Here is a 16701-nt window from a genome sequence, read left to right as displayed (position 1 = left end):
GCAGACTAACCGCAAGCGGCCTACTATGCGAAAGCGACGGATGCAGAACGCTGGTCAACAGGAGCATGGGGATGGGGGCGATGGCCCGCGTCCGATATCACCCGATCGTCACCCACCCAGCCTCTTCGTGGCTTTGGGCCATGGCGTGGACTGTTCGTTCGATTTCCAGTCCGTTCGCGAAGTCGATCACCCTGCCCTTTTGGCCCCCTATGGTTTGGAGAAGCTCGTGGCATTCGATGACCTTGAGGTCATTGAAGCCGAGGCCGTGGCCGGGCGCTGGGATGAAGCGGTCATAAGGTTTGTGGGCGGGGGCCGAGAGGATGGTTTGATAGCCTTGGGCGGTGGAGGGGCCGGTGGCGCGGTAGAGCTGCAATTCGTTCATCCGCTCCTGATCGTAAACGAGGCTACCGGCGGAGCCGAAGATCTGGAGGGCTATGCGGCCTTTGCGGCCCCAGGCCGAGCGGTTGACCGTCAGAACGCCGCTGATCTCGTCGATCTCGAAGAGGACGCTGGCAATATCGAAGGTTTCGACGAGGCGGCGGCTGCCGTCCTCCAGAGGGCGATCGGCATAGGGTTTGGACTGGTGCGCAAAAACGCGCGTCGGATTGCCGAACAGGACCTGGAGGAGGCTCAGAGGGTGCACAGCAAAATCGTCGAGAGCGCCGTAGCCGGAACTCGCTTCGCTCTTCCAGTAAAACAAAGCCTCTGGATCGGCCATAAAGTCCTCGTCCATTTCGACGCGGACATGGTTGACCGTGCCGATCGCGCCTGAAGCGATCAGCTCTTCCATCTGCCGGATGAGCGGGTTCTGGATGTAATTATAGCCAAGGATGGCCACCTTGCCGCTGGCGCGTGCAGCGGCTTCCATGCGCTGCGCTTCGGCAAAGCCCACTGCCATGGGCTTTTCGCACCAAACATGCTTGCCGGCTTCAAGTGCGGCAATGGCCATCTCGGCGTGGAAGGCATTGGGGGTGGTGATAGAGACGACGTCCACATTCGGATTGTTGATGAGTTCGCGCCAATCCGCAGTCGCCCGCTCGAAGCCGAACTCGTCGGCGCGTTGGCGGGCAAGATCGATATTGGCCTCGGCAAGATGAATGCGGCGCGGCCGTGGGCCGGAACCGAATACCGATTTAACAGAGGTCCAGGCCAAGGCGTGGCATTTGCCCATATAGCCGGTGCCAATGAGGCCGACGCCGATCGTGTCTGTCATGATATCCTCGAGAGAAACGAGATGGCGGAGCGCTTTCGGCGCCCCGACTATTCTTCAGATTGTGCCGCCGAGCGAACTGCTCAATTCGGCAAGTTCGGCGCCGCCGGCCATCATATCCTGCAACTGTTCGGGCTGAAGTTCGCCCTTGCGGGCAGTGCCGAGTGTCTTGCCGCGATTGAGCACGGTGAAGCGGTCGCCCACGGCCATGGCATGGCGAACATTATGGGTGATGAAGATGATGCCGACGCCAGTCTTGCGCACGCGATCGATCGTTGCGAGGACATTGGCGGTTTGCCGCACGCCAAGGGCGGAGGTCGGCTCATCGAGGATCAGCACCTTGGCGCCGAAATAGACGGCGCGCGCGATGGCGACAGTCTGCCGCTCGCCGCCTGAGAGCGTGCCAACGGCCTGGTCAGGCTCCCGCAAACTAATGCCCATGCGGCGCATTTCTTCGAGCGTGACCCGATTGGCCTGGTCCATGTCGAGGAACTGAAACGGTCCCCAACCTTTGCGCGGCTCGCGCCCCATCCAGAAGTTTCGCGTGACGGACATGAGCGGGATCATCGCCAGGTCTTGATAGACTGTGGCGACGCCTGTGGTCATGGCATCGCGCGGATTGGCGAAATCGACCTTGTGGCCATTCATGCGGATTTCGCCCGAGGTCGGCTTGTGGACGCCGGCCATGGTCTTGATGAAGGTCGATTTACCGGCACCGTTGTCGCCGAGGAGGCAATGGCATTCACCGGGCATGACAGAAACCGAAACGCCGTTGAGCGCGATGACGGGGCCGAACTGCTTCTTGATATCGATAAGTTCGATGAGGGGTGTATCGGCCATGATCTAGCGCTCCCCCGTGATGAGGCGACGGATATAGGTGTTAAGGATCACCGCGAGGAGCAGGATGACGCCGAGGAACACGCGGAACAGCGAGCTTTCGACGCCGGCAAAGAACAGCCCCTGCTGAACCACGCCAAAGATCAGCGCGCCCAAAGCCGCGCCGATGACAGAGCCATAGCCCCCGGTGAGCAATGCGCCCCCAATAACAACAGCGATGATTGCTTCAAATTCCTTGAGAAGGCCGCGATCCGCCGCCGCTGAGCCAAACTCCATGACCTGGCAGGTGGCGAAGACCGTGGCGCAGAAGGCCGAGAAGACGAACATGGCGATCTTTACCCGATCGACGGGGACACCGACATAACGAGCGGCCTTAGCGTCGCCGCCCGCGGCATAGATCCAATTGCCGAAGCGGGTGCGGGTGAGAAGGATATGGGCAAAGACGATGAGGATCAGCGCCCAGACCATCAGCATGGGAATGCCATCGACCACGGGTTGACCTGCTTTATTGCCGGCCTGGAAGGTCTCGATCAGGCCCATATCGGCGAGCCAGGTGAAAAAGAAGCCGAGGACTTTTCCGCCGAAGACCGGCGCAAGCCAATCGCCTTCCGCCGCTTCGCGAACGCCGCTGATGATGGTTTGGCGCGTGGTGGCGATCGAGAAATAGATGGTCAAGCCGCGCAGGATATAAAGCGAAGCGAGGGTGACGATGAAGGATGGCAAGCCGGTCTTGATGACGAGATAGCCGTTTATCATGCCGATCAGCATGGCAACGATGAAGGCCGCGATGATCGAGGCCCACATAGGCCAGCCGAGATGCACGCTTAAAAGCGCGATGACGATACCCGCAAAGCCGATCATGGACCCGACCGACAGATCGAATTCGCCTGCGATCATCAGGAGGCAGGCGCCGACCGCGATGATAACGAACTGTGCGGACACAACGCCCCAGTTCATGATGCCATCGGCGGCGAACATGCCGGTCCCGCCAGCAACGACAGCGAAGTAGATGAAGACGACGACTGTTCCGGCCATGGCGCCCAACTCGGGACGCACGAAGGCCTTGCGCAGGGCCGACTGGCGCTGAACACGCTCGTCTGCGGCCGCTACGCCCGAAGGCTGCTCAACCATTTTTGAAACCTTTGCCGAAGGAGGTAACGGGGCCATCGAAACGGCCCCGTTGCACAGAACTCAGCGGTACTGACCGGCATATTGCTCGACGAGAGCAATATTGTCCTTGGTGATAAAGCCCGGACCGGAATTGATCGAATTGCCCGGGACGACGCCATAGCGCGCGAGATTGGTCAGGATGACGACGGGCAAATAGCCCTGGAGGAATGGCTGCTGATCGATGGCAAAGTTGATCGTGCCATCCTTGATGCCGGCGGCAATTTCGCTCGACAGATCGAACGTGCCGAAGAAGATGGTGCCGGCTTTGCCATTGTCATTAAGGGCAGCGATGGTGGGGTGCGCAGACGTTGGCCCGAGGGTCAGAATGCCATTGGTATCGGGATTGGTCTGGAGATAGGCGGCAACCTTGGACTGAATTTCTGCCGGGTCCTGGCCCGCATCGATCATCTGATTGCCCAGTTCTACGCCGAGAGCATCGGCAAATCCTTGGCAGCGTTCGACCGAAGCTGGATTGGTGATGTAGTGATTGACGCAGACAAAGCTTGTCACGCCGGCCGCCTTGGCCTTTTCACCAGCGCCGAAACCGGCGTCATATTCCGGCTGGCCGACATGAAGAAGAGCGCCGATTTCCTTGGACTGTTCTTCGGTGCCCGAATTGATGGTGATGACGGGGATACCACGCGCCACAGCATCGGAGAGCGGGCCGGACAAAACGTCGAAATCGGCAATAGTGGAAATGATCCCGTCAGGGTTCGACGCAGCAGCCTGCTCGATAATGCGCGCCATATCGGCGAGATCGCCGGTCGGCGGATTGCGATATTCAACAGTTACGCCCATCTGCTCGCCAGCGAGCGCAATGGCGTTCTTGATGGTGTTCCACCAGCTATCAGAATCCGGTGCGTGAGACACCAGAACGAACCGCTCGCCTTCGGCATAAGCGGGGATGGCAACTGCCGGCAATGCAATGGCTGCCAGCGCCAGGGCGGCAAGGCCCTTCGTCAAAACGTTCATCGATTTCCTCCCATGTGAGCGGAACCAAATGACATTTTTGTTCTATATGGTTCAGCTACGAAATAAACATTCCATTTTCCTATACTTTAGTCAACGACAGTTTTCCGGAACGCGGTAGTGATGATTATCTCGAAACGACAGATGCTTAGTGCTGCATTGTGCGATGCTACCAATGAATGTCGGATGTTTAGCCGATGGTTGGAATGTTGTAGCGGCGCCCTTTTAGAGACCGATGGTCGAGCCGCAGCCAAAATTGCCGTCGGCGCAGTTCCTAAAGCCGACAAAGATCCACTCTTCATAGGCTGGCTTTGGTCGCTAATGAGGCAGCCCCCGTTACGTCGCGTAAACGTCCAGATCAGGCGTTTTTAGCTTTCGTGAGAAGGCGGTCCCCATCACCTTTCTGAGTGGCGGCGTGCTGGCGAGATGAAGGGCGGCGTGGAGGAACTTGATGCCGATCGAGGTTTGAGGGTTCATCATCTTGATGCCAAATTTCGGCACGCCTTGGCCATCCTCCACCATTGGGCGCATGGCTTGCTCATAGCGCGAAAAGGCAGTTTCGATATCGGCGTTTCGGGCGAGCTCTTGGGCCAGCACATAGGCGCCGGTGACCGCCAGCGTGGCGCCTATGCCGGCCATGGGTGTCGCACACCACGCGGCGTCGCCAAGGAGGGCTATCCGGCCCTTCGACCAATTTTCGAGGCGAACCTGACGCAACACATCGAAGTAAAAGTCGTCGGTTTGATCAAGCCCGGCGAGAACGCGGTCGGCCTGCCAGCCGGCGTCCTTGAACTGATCCCGGAGAAAAGCGCGCTGCTGCTCCTCGTTCCAGTCCTGTTCTCCCTCATGTGGCTTGCGTATTGATAGCATAGCGCGAGCAGTGCCGTGATCATCGGGACGGAGGGAAATGCTGCGGCCATGGGTGGTATTGTACCAGCGCCACATGCGATCATCATCGGATGCGCGGGGAATGGTGAAATAGGCGATCGTGAGGTCCATCCAACGTGGTTCATTCTCGCCGGGAAACACCAGTTCACGCGAGGCGGAGCCGACGCCTTCGGCAATGATCACAGCGTCAAAGCTATCGATGCGGCCGCTCTGGAACGTCACCTCGACGCGGTCGGCATGATCGATGAACTCCGCGATACTGTCTCCAAAGCGGAAGTCGCATCGGTCCTTGGCCGCGTCATAGATCAATTCGGCCAGGTCGCCACGAAGGATCTCGAGTTCCGCGGTCGGACCATCGGCGCCAAGGTCTTCGGTGACGAATTCTGCGACAACCTCTCCGTCATGGTCGATCCATGCTGTGCCTTCTTCCTTCGTACCCCGATCAAGCGCGGCCTCATCAAGTCCCATGCGCCGCAAGACGTCTCGACCGACATCGCGGACATCGATGTTCTGCCCGCCTTTACGAAAATCCGGCCACTTTTCGACGACGGTCACGTCAAAGCCCAGCTTGCCGAGCCAGAAGGCCGCCGTATTGCCGGCAATGCTGGCGCCCGAAATCAGAATGCGTTTGCTCATGGTATCATCTCCCGATGGTCCAATAACATCACTTCTGATATTTCGTTCCTGCTGCCTTGGTGAGATTGTCGCTGAAGCGTTGAAGGAGCGCGACCAGTTGCGCAATCTCTTCGGTCGAAAACCCGGCAAGGCCGATCTTGTTGAGCGAGCGCAAGATATCCCCGCCCCGCAGCGCTGCCTGTTTTCCCGCCGCGGTCAGTTCGATCATTGCGGCGCGTCGGTCAGCGGCAACGGCCACCCGTTCGATCATATGGAGGTGTTCGAGTTTGCCAAGGACGGCGACCAGGGCTGGTTGCCGCACTGCCGAATGCAGCACGATATCGCGCTGCAACATTGGCCCCTTCCAATGAAGCAGCATCAGCGGCGCTACGAGCGCCAGCGATAGACCATCGGCCCGCAGGGCCTCGTCGGCAAGACGATTGAACGTCTGTGCGGCATGGGTTGTCAGGAAGCCGGGCGCAACAGCGGCCTCAGGATGCACCTCGCTGTCATGTGCTCCCATTGCCAAATCCTCAAGCCAGTCTTCAGCGACAGGTTTTAGGAACGCTCAACTCTGCTTGCAAGGCCAGAGATCGGTTGGTGTGGAGCACCGACGACCTAAATCGCCGCAAATGCTCTCTTCCTCTATCCAGCCCATGATCGTTCCCGATCAGGAGTTCAAAGATGCGAGCTAGAGATAACTGGCTTCGAAAAGCTGCTTTGAGTAGGCGTGATGTGTTGCGCCAGTCTCAAGATCTTGCTTGTCGAGTTGATCAACGAAAGTGCCGTCTTTCATGACGAGGACGCGATCGCACATGTGGGCGATGACCGCCAGATCGTGGCTGACAAGGACGTAGGTCAGTTGCTTGGTTTCCTTGAGGTCACTCAAAAGGTTGAGGACTTCGGCCTGGACAGACACGTCGAGCGCCGACGTTGGTTCGTCCAATAAGAGAATATCCGGCTCGAGCATCAAGGCGCGCGCAATAGCAACGCGTTGGCGCTGGCCGCCGGAAAGCTCGTGAGGAAACCGTTCGGCGAAACTACTGGGTAGACCAACCTGCTCAAGTGCAGATCCGACCTTGTCCCATCCACCGCCGCGTTTCATGGCTTGAATTGGCTCCACAAGCACACGCTCGATCCGGTGACGCGGGTGAATGGAGCTGAACGGGTCCTGAAATACCATTTGCGCCAGCAGGAGCTGCTCACGGCTGCGGTCTTTGCTCACCGGTTTGCCGGCGAGACTGATCGAGCCCTCCCAATGGCGGTCCAATCCGGCAAGCGAGCGCAGCACGGTGGATTTTCCGCACCCGGATTCGCCGACAATTCCGAGAGTCTCACCCTTCGCGACGGCGAAGGATACGGATTTTACCACTTGGCGACGCGCATCGCCTTGGCCAAACGCGACCGCAAGATCACTGACTTCGATCATGGCTGAACTCCCGCTGCGTCGATGGCTTTTCGATCGAGCACTTGCAGGCGCCGAACCGGTTTGCGTGGATCGGGCATGGCTGCGATCAGTCCGCGAGTGTAGGGGTGCTGCGCATCTTCGAGTTTAGTCAGGGTCTCGACGACCTCGCCCTTATACATCACCAAAATGCGTTCGCAGAAGGCTGCGACCATGCGGATGTCATGGCTGATAAGCATGAGACCCGAATTATTCTCACGCACCATTTCGTCGAGGAGCCGTAAGACATCGCCGCGCACGCTGACATCGAGAGCGGAGGTTGGCTCGTCGGCAATCACGAGCCGCGGTTTGGCCAGCAGCATCATGGCGATCATCACGCGCTGACCCATGCCGCCCGAAATCTGGTGCGGATAAAGCGCCATGGTGCGTTCAACGTCCGCGATGCGGACGCGGCTCAGCATCTCTGCCGCGCGGGCGTAGGCGGCCTTCTTCCCGATCTTGAGATGGAGCGTTGCGGCCTCAGCGACCTGCTTGCCCACGGGCAGAACTGGGTTCAGCGAATAGCGCGGATCCTGCATGATCAGAGCCAGTTGATTTCCACGCAATCCGCGCATGACGCGCTCGCTGCGGGTCAGAAGCGGGGCACCTTCAAAGTCGAGCTGATCTGCACGGACTGTCGCGACAGGGGGCAGAAGGCGCATGAGCGCCCGACCCACCGTGGACTTGCCGGAGCCTGACTCGCCAACCACGCCAAGACGCTCAGCGCCCAGGTCGAAACTGACGCCATTTACGGCGTTGACAGAGGCACGGCCGAAACGGACCGACAGATTGCGGACTTGGAGAATGGGATCAAGAGCGGGCATGGCGCGGATCCAGAATGTCGCGGAGAGCATCACCCGCCAGATTGAAGGCAAGGCTGGTGACGAGGATGGCGATGCCGGGCATGACCGCGACCCACCAATTGTCGAGCATGAACTTGCGGCCGCTGGAAATCATGGCACCCCATTCCGGCGCTGGCGGCTGCGCACCGAGGCCCAGGAAGCCGAGCGCGGCTGCGGTGAGGATGATGCCAGCCATATTCATAGTCAGGCGCACGACGACCGAGGGAATGCACATGGGCGCGATATAGCGGAACAGCAGCCGAAGCGGCGATGCGCCATAGAGACGGGCAGCAGCGACATAGTCGGTATTGCGCACGATGAGCGTTTCTGCCCGCGCAAGCCGTGCAATCGGAGGCCAACCGGTAAGGGAGATCGCAATAATCGCTGTTTCCAGGCCTGCCCCGAGCGCAGCCGCAAATGCCAGTGCCAAAATGAGCGAGGGGAAAGAAAGGACGATGTCCGTAATCCGCATCAGGATAGCATCTGTACGTCCGCCGACAAAGCCAGCGACGATACCGATCAGCATGCCCAGCGGGCCCACGATGACCGTAACCGCCAGAACGGTTTGCACGGTGATACGCGTGCCGAATATGAGGCGAGAAAGGATGTCGCGGCCAAATTCGTCGGTGCCCGCCCAGTGGGTCCAGCTGGGCGGCTTGAGAACATTGGATAAGTTCTGCGCTGTCGGGCTGTAGGGCGCAATCAAGGGCGCGAAGATGGCAATAACGACCAGCAAAAGCAGGACAATGAAGCCGAACATGCCAAGCGGTTCGCGGCTGAGCTTGGCTATGGCAGAGCCAAAGCCTGAGCCGAGGCGAGAGGCGGACAGGAAGGTTTTGGTTCGCGGCGGGACGGTCTGGGAAACGTTCACGTCGTCACCTCACGAGTACGCGGATCGAGCACAAGATAGGCGAGATCCGAAAGGAAATTGAGGACCATGAAGATGATGCCGATGATCAAGGTTGCTGCCACGACGGCGTTCATGTCGCCGATCATGAGGGCATTGGTCATGTACTGGCCGATGCCGGGCCAGGAAAACACGACCTCAGTCACGACCGCCCCTTCAAGCAGCCCGCCATAGGCAATGGCCAAAACCGTTACGAGCTGGACGGCGATATTGGGAAGAAGATGTCCTGAGACGATGCGCCAATTGGAAGCGCCTTTGGCGCGGGCCGCAATCACATAGTCCTGGTTGAGCTGCTCGAGAGTGAAGCTGCGGGTCATTCGGGTGATATAGGCCATAGCTGAATAGGCCAGAATGCATGCGGGCAGAATGATGTGGCTGACTGCATTCCAGAAGACTTCATAGTCACCAACAAGGAGACTATCGATCAACAGCAAGCCGGTCTGTGGTTCAACGAGACCTTCAAGGTAGATGTCGATACGGCCAGGACCACCGACCCAGTTGAGCGTTGCATAAAAGATGACCAGCCCGACAATGCCGAACCAGAAGACGGGAATGGAATGCCCGACAAGCGAGATGACGCGGGCAAACTGATCGAACCAGCTATCCCGAAAGAACGCTGCCGTCATCCCGAGCGGCACGCCGATCACGGTCGAAAGAACGACAGCAAGGGTCGCCAGTTCAAGAGTTGCCGGAAAAGCGGCGCGCAAATCGTTGACGACCGGGTTTCCAGTCAAAATGGCGGTTCCGAGATCGCCCTGAACCATCGAAGTCAGATAGATCCAGAACTGCTGGTAGATCGGCAGATCCAGACCCAACCGCTGGCGCATGGCTTCATAGGTCGCCGGGTCGGCAAGTTCGCCGACGATCGCGCCAACGGGATCGGTGGGCAGCACGCGGCCGATCACGAAGGTGACGAGGAGGAGGACAAAAAGGCTCAGGAGCAACTGCCCAATGCGCCGGCCCAACTCTATAAAAGTGAATTCCTTCATGATCGGCCGTTCGTCCGTTAGTTGCCGGAGCTTTTTGTGACGTCTTCAAGCCGTGTCAGGGACAGGGGATGACCTTCATAGCCCTGAACCTTGGCATTGATCACATAAGGCTCGAACCGTTCGAACATCGGGATCACCGCGGGGCTTGAGGCGAGGAACAGCTCCTGGATTTCCTTGATCAGCTCGGCACGACGCACATCGTCACGCTCGCCATTTGCTTCGTTGCGCAGGGCATTGAGTTCAGGAATGTCCCAGTCGGAACGCCAGACAAAATTGCCGGCATTGTTCGCCTCAAGCGAGTTGTCCGGATTGGTGACGTAATTGTCGATAGAACCCAAAGCCGTTGGCATGAATGCGCCAGTCTGCGGGATCAGGAGGTCGAAATCGCGCGCACGGTGGGCGGCAACGATGTCTGATCCATTCCCCTGCTGGACACGAACGTTGAGGCCGATCTCGGAAAGGCTTGCCTGGATGGCGGTTGCCATATCGACGCGCGGGGTCTGAGAAATGGTCTTGATGGTGAGGTCGAAACCATTGGGGTAGCCGGCTTCGGCCAACAAGGCGCGCGCCTTTTCAGGCTGGAACGACCAGTCGGGATTGGCAATAGCGCCTTCAAAGTCTTCCGGCACCGGCACATTGCGCGCGCGACCATAGGGGCCAAGGATCGTGTTTGCGATGCCTTCGTAGTCAATGCCGTAAGCAATGGCCTGACGAACCAGAGGATTGCTGAGCGGCTCGCGACCGGCATTCATCGCCAGGGCATAAAATCCACCAGTCTTGCTCTGGCCGATCTCAAAACCTTCCTTGCCGTCAAAGACTAACACGTCAGGCGCTGTGAGCGCATTGGCGATATCGATATCGCCACGCTCAAGCATCAAACGAGCTGCCTGGCTTTCCGGGGCGTGACGCATGGCAACACGGCGCATCGCCGGGGCACCGTCCCAATAATCGGCGTTCGCTTCGAGGAGGACAATGTCATTGGGCGTCCAACGGCGGAGGGTAAAGGGACCGGAGCCTGCAGCATTGGTCCGCAGCCACTCATTGCCATAGTCGTCATTCACGACATGCTTTTGCACTTCGACGCTGTCCACGACGCTCGCCGTGCCCATTGTCAGGCGGTAGAGAAGGGATTCTGGGATGACGCCGTCGGTCATTTCGATACGAACGGTCTTGTCATCGACCGCAGTGACCAAGCTCTCGATACGATCAGCGGTGTAGCCGGCATTCTTGAATGATGCGGCAGCAGACTGGTCTAGCTTGATCAGGCGGACGATCGAATAGACGACGTCCTGCGCACGCACCGGATTGCCGGACGTAAACTTGGCGTCCCGCAGATGGAAGGTGATCCCGGTATCATCGATGTCCCAGCTTTCTGCCAACTGAGGACGAACGGCATAGTTGTCCTCCGAGCTGAACTCGACCAAGCGATCATAGATATTGGCGAGGATTTCCTGGGTCTTCACCTCGGTACCCTGCTGCGGGTCGAGAGAGAGAACCTGGGCCAGGGATGTACCGATAACGAGTTGATCATCGGGGGTAGCCGCGAATGCGAGAGGCGATACCGCGCTCATCAGGGCGAATGCGGCACCTGCCAGCAGATGCTTTGAAAAATGCTTCATAAAGACTCCTCCGTCTTGTACCATATCCGCCATAGCATGTCGGTTGTATGTCGTATTATGATTATGGCGTTTCCAAGCGGATGGCAATAGTCTGTCACATACCGGTGTTTGTTGAGGGGAGAGACCAAGTGGAACAAGTGGTTACGCGGCGCCGCCCGCGCTTGGCGCAGATTGTCGTGGACGAATTGCGTCGCCGAATTGCCTCTGGAGCGCTTCCCGTCGGCTCTCAACTGCCGACCGAACCACAGCTGGAACAACAGTTCGAAGTGAGCCGCACCGTTGTGCGAGAGGCCATCGCCGAGCTGCGCGCATCCGGGCTCGTAACCCCAATCCAGGGCAAGGGGATCTTCGTCTCGGAGCAGACGCGACCTGCCATGATCGATCTTACGCCCGGCGAGATTCAGAGCATTCCCCAGACCCTCGAAATGCTCGAATTCCGTATGGCAATTGAGACCGAGGCGGCAGCAATTGCAGCCTATCGCCGCTCAGCTGAACAAGAAAATGCTATCCGCGCAGCCCACCATGACATGGCGAATCGGGTGATCGAGGATCGACCGACCACTGACGCAGATTTTGCATTTCACCTCGCGATCGGGGCAGCGACGAACAATCGGTTTTTCATCGATGGCCTGAAACGGTTTGGGCCTGCATCGATCCCGCGCAGTCAGTTCCCGACCCTGCCAAGTGCAAAAGATCCGGCTTATCTCGCCGGCGTTGTCGCAGAGCACGAGCGTATCCTCGATGCCATTGCCGATCAGGATCCTGATGCTGCGCGGCTCTCAATGCGCGAACATCTTCTTGGCAGTCAGAAGCGCTATCGCCGCCTCGCACGCTAAGTTAGCAACGACCTCTCGACATCGTCGATAAATTCATATTATGTCATACCTCATATCAGGAGGTTGATATGGCTTTTGCCGTTTGGCAGCGTTTGAGACATCCGCAAAGGCCGCGCTGGCTGCAGCCACTGCGTCGATCTGACGTGCAAAATGCTGATTGCGTCAACGACTATCCTGCCCTGCCGACGCCCAACTTCACTCGGTAGCGCGAAATGAGGGTGCGGCTTTGCAAGCAGTCACGTCGCGCTGTTCCTTCGTCCTCCAGGCTTGAACTGCAAAGCGGCGGAACCGCTCCATCACCTTCCAACTCTTCACTCACCCTATTCAGGAATCTTGTTATGACGCCTTCCGAACTCAAGGTTGCACTTGGCAGCGGGCTGCTCTCCTTCCCCGTCACGACGTTCACCAAGGACCTTGCTTTCGATGAGGAGGCCTATCGTGCACATATCCACTGGCTCGATGGCTATAAGGCTTCAGTGCTCTTTGCGCCGGGCGGTACCGGTGAACTCTTTTCCCTCACTCCGCTAGAAGTCGCCCACGTGACGAAGGTCGCCAAAGCAACGTCAACCAATACCCCCATCGTCGGCGGCGCCGCTTATGGCACCGCAATGGCGGTTGAAATGGCAAAGGCGGCAGAGGCTGCGGGCGCTGACGGCATACTGTTGCTTCCGCCCTATCTGATGTTTGCCGAACAAGACGGTTTGGTCGCTCACGTAAAGGCTGTTTGCGATGCCGTCGGCATGGGCGTCGTCGTCTACAATCGCGACAACATCATACTCACTGCCGATAGCCTGCAGCGTCTGTGCGATCAGTGCCCCAACCTGATCGGCTTCAAGGACGGACATGGCGAGGTCGATCGCGTCATCGAGATAACGACCAAGCTTCAGGATCGCCTGGTCTATATCGGCGGCATGCCGACCCATGAGCTTTATGCTCAGGCCTATTTCTCTGCCGGCGTTACCACCTATTCCTCAGCCGTCTTCAACTTCGTGCCAGAGCTTGCCCAAAAGTTCTACTCGGCCCTGCGCGCTGGCGAAAAAGCGACGACTAACCAGATCCTGAAAGATTTTTTCTTCCCGCTTGTTGCGCTGCGCAATCGCAAGAAGGGCTATGCCGTTTCGATCATCAAGGCGGGTCTTGAAGCACGTGGACGCATCGCGGGCCCGGTTCGGCCACCTCTCACTAATCTGACCGCGACCGAAATGGACGAACTCAAGGCACTGATCGCCAAAGTCGCCTAACCCTCATCCTGCGGCTTTTGCCTCCCTGTGAGCCGCGGGCAGGCTCTCTGGCTCTTAGCCGGAGAGTCTCGCAATTGCCCCACTCAAGCGTGTGTTGCCGCCACAGCCATCAAGCCTGTCTCGGCGCTGTGGCGAGACCGCACTTCCATAGTTGAAGGACACTAAACATGTATGTTGGCACCCAGCTAAGCGGCGGCATGCTAGAGGAATTTGGCGACGCCCATCTGCGCCAGCTTGCCCAGCTTGGGCTTTATCATGTCTGCATTGATCCCATCGGTGCGCCACGCGACTGGACGCGTGACCTGTTGGCGCGCCATATCGAGCGGGTCGATGCCGCCGGCCTCAAGCTGGACATGGTGCAGCTCCCGCTCGCCTCGCTGAACATCGATACCCAAAACATCGACAAAGTGAGTTCGCCTGCCATCGTCCTTGGACAGGGCGACGAGCGCGATCGTCAGATAGAGGGGATTTGTCGGCTTATCGAAGACCTCGCCGCGCTCGGCGTCCACTCGGCCAAATACAATTTCAGCTATTTGGGCGTTCCCCGAACGCGATCTGAACGCGGACGTGGCGGCGCGCTGGTGCCGACATTCCGCGCTGATCAGATCACCAATGCCGACGATCTGACATCTGCCGGCCGGGTGACGGCGGACCAATTCTGGGAACGCATAACCTACTTCCTCGAACGCGTTATTCCAGTGGCCGAGGCCAATAAGGTTCGCCTTGCGTGCCATCCAAATGACCCGATGACGCCCCCGAATTATCGCGGCATCGAAGACAGCGTCATCTCACATGTCGAAGGGCTGAAGCGCTTCGTGTCCATCGCCGAGAGCCCTTACCACGGGCTGAACTTCTGTCAGGGCACGATCGGTGAGAGCCTCGAAAATCCACGCGACGAGATTGCTGACGTCATTCGATGGTTCGGTACACGTGGAAAGATTTTCAATGTCCACTTCCGCAACATCAAGGGGAAGCGCTTCTCTTTTACCGAAGTTTTTCCGGACGATGGCGATATGGATATGGCCCATAGCCTGCGAGTGTACAAAGAATCCGGCGTCAACTGCATGATCATGCCGGATCATGTGCCCGAGATCGATGGGCAGGCGCCATTCGAGACAGCATTCGCTTTCTGCTATGGGTATATCATCGCCCTGTTCCAGGCGAACGGCTGGGATCCCTACGGCCGATAAACCGACCATCAACAGCAACACCATTCTCCAAGCGGCTAGCCCGCTTGGACTTTTGCATTAAGGAGCAGGACGGTTAGTGACCAGTCCTGCTTTTTGATTATCGCGAAGATGTTTTTCCCGGGTAGCGGGAGAGTAGGCGTGATTCGCAATTCCCAGACAGACGCCTCAACTGGCGCAAACTCGCCCTAGCTGCGAGGGCGTAACATTTCGCGCGTGATTACGTCACACGCCTGGCGCGCAGGACTGATATTACACGCGGCTTATGATGAGAGTGTCTGAAAAAGAGTTCCTTGCTAACAGCGCAAGGAAATGGCGCGCCCGAAGAGATTCGAACTCCTGACCCCCAGATTCGTAGTCTGGTGCTCTATCCAGCTGAGCTACGGGCGCGCATGCCGCACGGTGGCGGATGCTATTCGGTGGGGAGCAACTTGGCTCTCCCCGAAAGCGAGGCAACCCATATAGTGGTGCTTTGCGCATTGCAAGCGTGTGACACGCACTTTTTGAGTGGAGCTGTCAGAGGCTGTGAATATCTCGTGGAAGCGTCAACTCGAACTGGGTGCCGGGCTCGGCGCTGTCGACATAGCGCAAGGTGCCGCCATTGGCCTCGGTGAGTTCACGAGCGATGGCAAGGCCAAGACCTGTGCCGCCGGCACGCGCAGAGCCTTCGAAGGCGACGAAGAGATTGTCCTTGGCTCGGGGCGGCAGACCAGGGCCATTGTCGCTGATGAGCACGATCGCCTGTGTATCGCTCAGCGTGACAGTCGCGGCGATTTTCTGACCCGACGTCTGCTGCGTCGCTTCCAGAGCCTCGCGGGCGTTCTTGAGGAGATTGACAAAAACACGCGTCATCTGCCCCGCATCGAGAAAGACGGAGACATCACCGGGCGCTGCAAGATCGAAAGCAATCGTGGGATGACCCGCGAGGTGCGCCTCGAACGCGGCATCCTCAATCAGCGCCTTGAGTTGCACCGGCGCAGGCTGCGGCACGCTGGTGGCCTCGCGACCATAATCGAGCACCGACTGGGCAAAGCCGATGGCGCGGTCGAGCGTCGTCACAAGGCGTGGCGCGAGACGCTGGACCTTGGGATCGTCCAAAGTCGCCACCTGATCAGACAGAAGCTGGGCCGAGGTCAGCGTATTGCGCAGGTCATGATTGATCTTGGCGACCGCAAGGCCGAGATCGGCCAAGTGACGCTGCTGCCGCAGCATGCTGAAAAGCTCGCTCTCCATCGCCGATAGTTCGTGTTCGAGAACGCCGATTTCGTCGCGTCGGGCGGTTGGATCGAGGATGAGTGTTGCGTTCTCAGGCGCCTTGCGGAAGCGGAGGATATTGGTGGTCAACCGCTGTACCGGCAGGATGAAAAGCTGGCTCACCAGCATATAGAGCGCAAAGGCGGTGACGGCCGCGATGCCCAACGAAACCAGCACGATATTGCGCGAATAGTCGATAAGGTCCGCCCGCAGCGGCCGCTCCGACATCAGGATCTCGACCTGTGCCTCTTCGAGATCGCCCTCGCCGATGATGCGGAGCGTGCGTCCGGGGCCGGCAAAGAGCGTATCGAGCGCGCCCACGATGAGGCTCGGCAGGTCGCGCTGGCGCATATCGGCCGTAACCACGCGCTCAGGGGTCACCGGATCGGCAAGTTCGATGAGCTGGCTCTGGCCTTCTCGGCGATACACAATGGCGTTGGCGCCTGCAGACGTCAGAAGGCGATCGGTCAGATTTCGCGGCAGGGACATGACATCGGGCACGGCATCGAGAACACGCGCAGCGACGATGCCAACCCGTAAACGATCATCGAGCCACGATGCGCGATAGGTGGCGAGCGAGGGCAGATAGATGATGATTTCGACAAGCAGAATCACGGCGATGATCGTCGCGATCAGCTTGTTGGAGAGGCCGAAAAAACGGGCCGGTGTCACATTGGATTCGTCTGTCATCGC

The 16701-nt window shown here is 58.6% G+C and carries 15 protein-coding genes and 1 tRNA gene; 3 read left to right on the top strand and 13 right to left on the bottom strand.

All coding sequences use genetic code 11. The features are described 5' to 3' along the window. Positions 1 to 97 precede the first annotated feature (97 nt). From DevBK_RS18145 to DevBK_RS18095, 11 genes are all read right to left on the bottom strand, one after another. The gene (locus tag DevBK_RS18145) at positions 98 to 1213 is read right to left on the bottom strand and encodes a Gfo/Idh/MocA family oxidoreductase (protein WP_317186459.1); all 1116 of its coding nucleotides are present in this window, start codon (positions 1211 to 1213) and stop codon (positions 98 to 100) included. Between the two features lie 54 nt (positions 1214 to 1267). Beyond that, positions 1268 to 2050: an ATP-binding cassette domain-containing protein gene (locus DevBK_RS18140; RefSeq protein ID WP_317186458.1), complete on the bottom strand. Its 783-nt coding sequence runs from the start codon at positions 2048 to 2050 to the stop codon at positions 1268 to 1270. Between the two features lie 3 nt (positions 2051 to 2053). After that, entirely contained in the window at positions 2054 to 3178 is a 1125-nt protein-coding gene (locus tag DevBK_RS18135) for an ABC transporter permease (RefSeq protein WP_317186457.1), read from the bottom strand. 60 nt (positions 3179 to 3238) lie between these two features. Beyond that, positions 3239 to 4189 (bottom strand): sugar ABC transporter substrate-binding protein, encoded by a 951-nt coding sequence (locus DevBK_RS18130; protein WP_317186456.1) that lies wholly within the window; start codon positions 4187 to 4189, stop codon positions 3239 to 3241. 333 nt (positions 4190 to 4522) lie between these two features. After that, a complete protein-coding gene (locus tag DevBK_RS18125; protein WP_317186455.1) occupies positions 4523 to 5710 on the bottom strand; it encodes an FAD-dependent monooxygenase in 1188 nt (395 codons plus the stop codon). 28 nt (positions 5711 to 5738) lie between these two features. Beyond that, on the bottom strand, positions 5739 to 6212 hold the full coding sequence (locus tag DevBK_RS18120; RefSeq protein WP_317186454.1) for a MarR family winged helix-turn-helix transcriptional regulator: 474 nt from the start codon (positions 6210 to 6212) through the stop codon (positions 5739 to 5741). Positions 6213 to 6380: 168 nt separating this feature from the next. Next, positions 6381 to 7118 (bottom strand): ABC transporter ATP-binding protein, encoded by a 738-nt coding sequence (locus tag DevBK_RS18115; RefSeq protein ID WP_062629709.1) that lies wholly within the window; start codon positions 7116 to 7118, stop codon positions 6381 to 6383. Beyond that, positions 7115 to 7957 (bottom strand): ABC transporter ATP-binding protein, encoded by an 843-nt coding sequence (locus DevBK_RS18110; RefSeq protein ID WP_317186453.1) that lies wholly within the window; start codon positions 7955 to 7957, stop codon positions 7115 to 7117. Before DevBK_RS18110 ends, DevBK_RS18115 begins: the two co-directional genes overlap by 4 nt. Beyond that, on the bottom strand, positions 7944 to 8804 hold the full coding sequence (locus tag DevBK_RS18105; RefSeq protein ID WP_317186560.1) for an ABC transporter permease: 861 nt from the start codon (positions 8802 to 8804) through the stop codon (positions 7944 to 7946). The genes DevBK_RS18110 and DevBK_RS18105 overlap by 14 nt, the downstream gene beginning before the upstream one ends. 38 nt (positions 8805 to 8842) lie before the next feature. Next, positions 8843 to 9871 carry an ABC transporter permease gene (locus tag DevBK_RS18100; protein WP_061911811.1) on the bottom strand — a complete coding sequence of 343 codons (1029 nt, stop codon included), beginning with the start codon at positions 9869 to 9871 and terminating at the stop codon, positions 8843 to 8845. A 17-nt stretch (positions 9872 to 9888) separates the two neighbouring features. Beyond that, positions 9889 to 11490 (bottom strand): ABC transporter substrate-binding protein, encoded by a 1602-nt coding sequence (locus DevBK_RS18095; protein ID WP_317186452.1) that lies wholly within the window; start codon positions 11488 to 11490, stop codon positions 9889 to 9891. Positions 11491 to 11618: 128 nt separating this feature from the next. Here DevBK_RS18095 and DevBK_RS18090 point away from each other — a divergent pair, with 128 nt between their 5' ends. From DevBK_RS18090 to DevBK_RS18080, 3 genes are all read left to right on the top strand, one after another. Next, the gene (locus DevBK_RS18090) at positions 11619 to 12326 is read left to right on the top strand and encodes a FadR/GntR family transcriptional regulator (RefSeq protein WP_317186451.1); all 708 of its coding nucleotides are present in this window, start codon (positions 11619 to 11621) and stop codon (positions 12324 to 12326) included. A 338-nt stretch (positions 12327 to 12664) separates the two neighbouring features. Continuing rightward, positions 12665 to 13567 carry a 5-dehydro-4-deoxyglucarate dehydratase gene (gene kdgD / locus DevBK_RS18085; RefSeq protein ID WP_317186450.1) on the top strand — a complete coding sequence of 301 codons (903 nt, stop codon included), beginning with the start codon at positions 12665 to 12667 and terminating at the stop codon, positions 13565 to 13567. Between the two features lie 167 nt (positions 13568 to 13734). Then, positions 13735 to 14757, top strand: coding sequence for a mannonate dehydratase (locus DevBK_RS18080; RefSeq protein WP_317186449.1), 1023 nt, complete (start codon positions 13735 to 13737; stop codon positions 14755 to 14757). A 310-nt stretch (positions 14758 to 15067) separates the two neighbouring features. Here DevBK_RS18080 and DevBK_RS18075 read toward each other — a convergent pair. Together DevBK_RS18075 and DevBK_RS18070 are read right to left on the bottom strand one after the other, a co-directional pair. Continuing rightward, positions 15068 to 15144: transfer RNA gene (locus DevBK_RS18075), tRNA-Arg, on the bottom strand. A gap of 126 nt (positions 15145 to 15270) precedes the next feature. Next, positions 15271 to 16698, bottom strand: a complete 1428-nt coding sequence (locus DevBK_RS18070) for a HAMP domain-containing sensor histidine kinase (RefSeq protein ID WP_317186448.1) — start codon at positions 16696 to 16698, stop codon at positions 15271 to 15273. Positions 16699 to 16701 lie beyond the last annotated feature (3 nt).

The sequence above is a fragment of the Devosia sp. BK genome (assembly GCF_032907385.1).
Taxonomy (GTDB): Bacteria; Pseudomonadota; Alphaproteobacteria; order Rhizobiales; family Devosiaceae; genus Devosia.
Note: the sequence above shows the minus strand (reverse complement) of the source record. Positions and strands in the feature narration are given on the sequence as shown.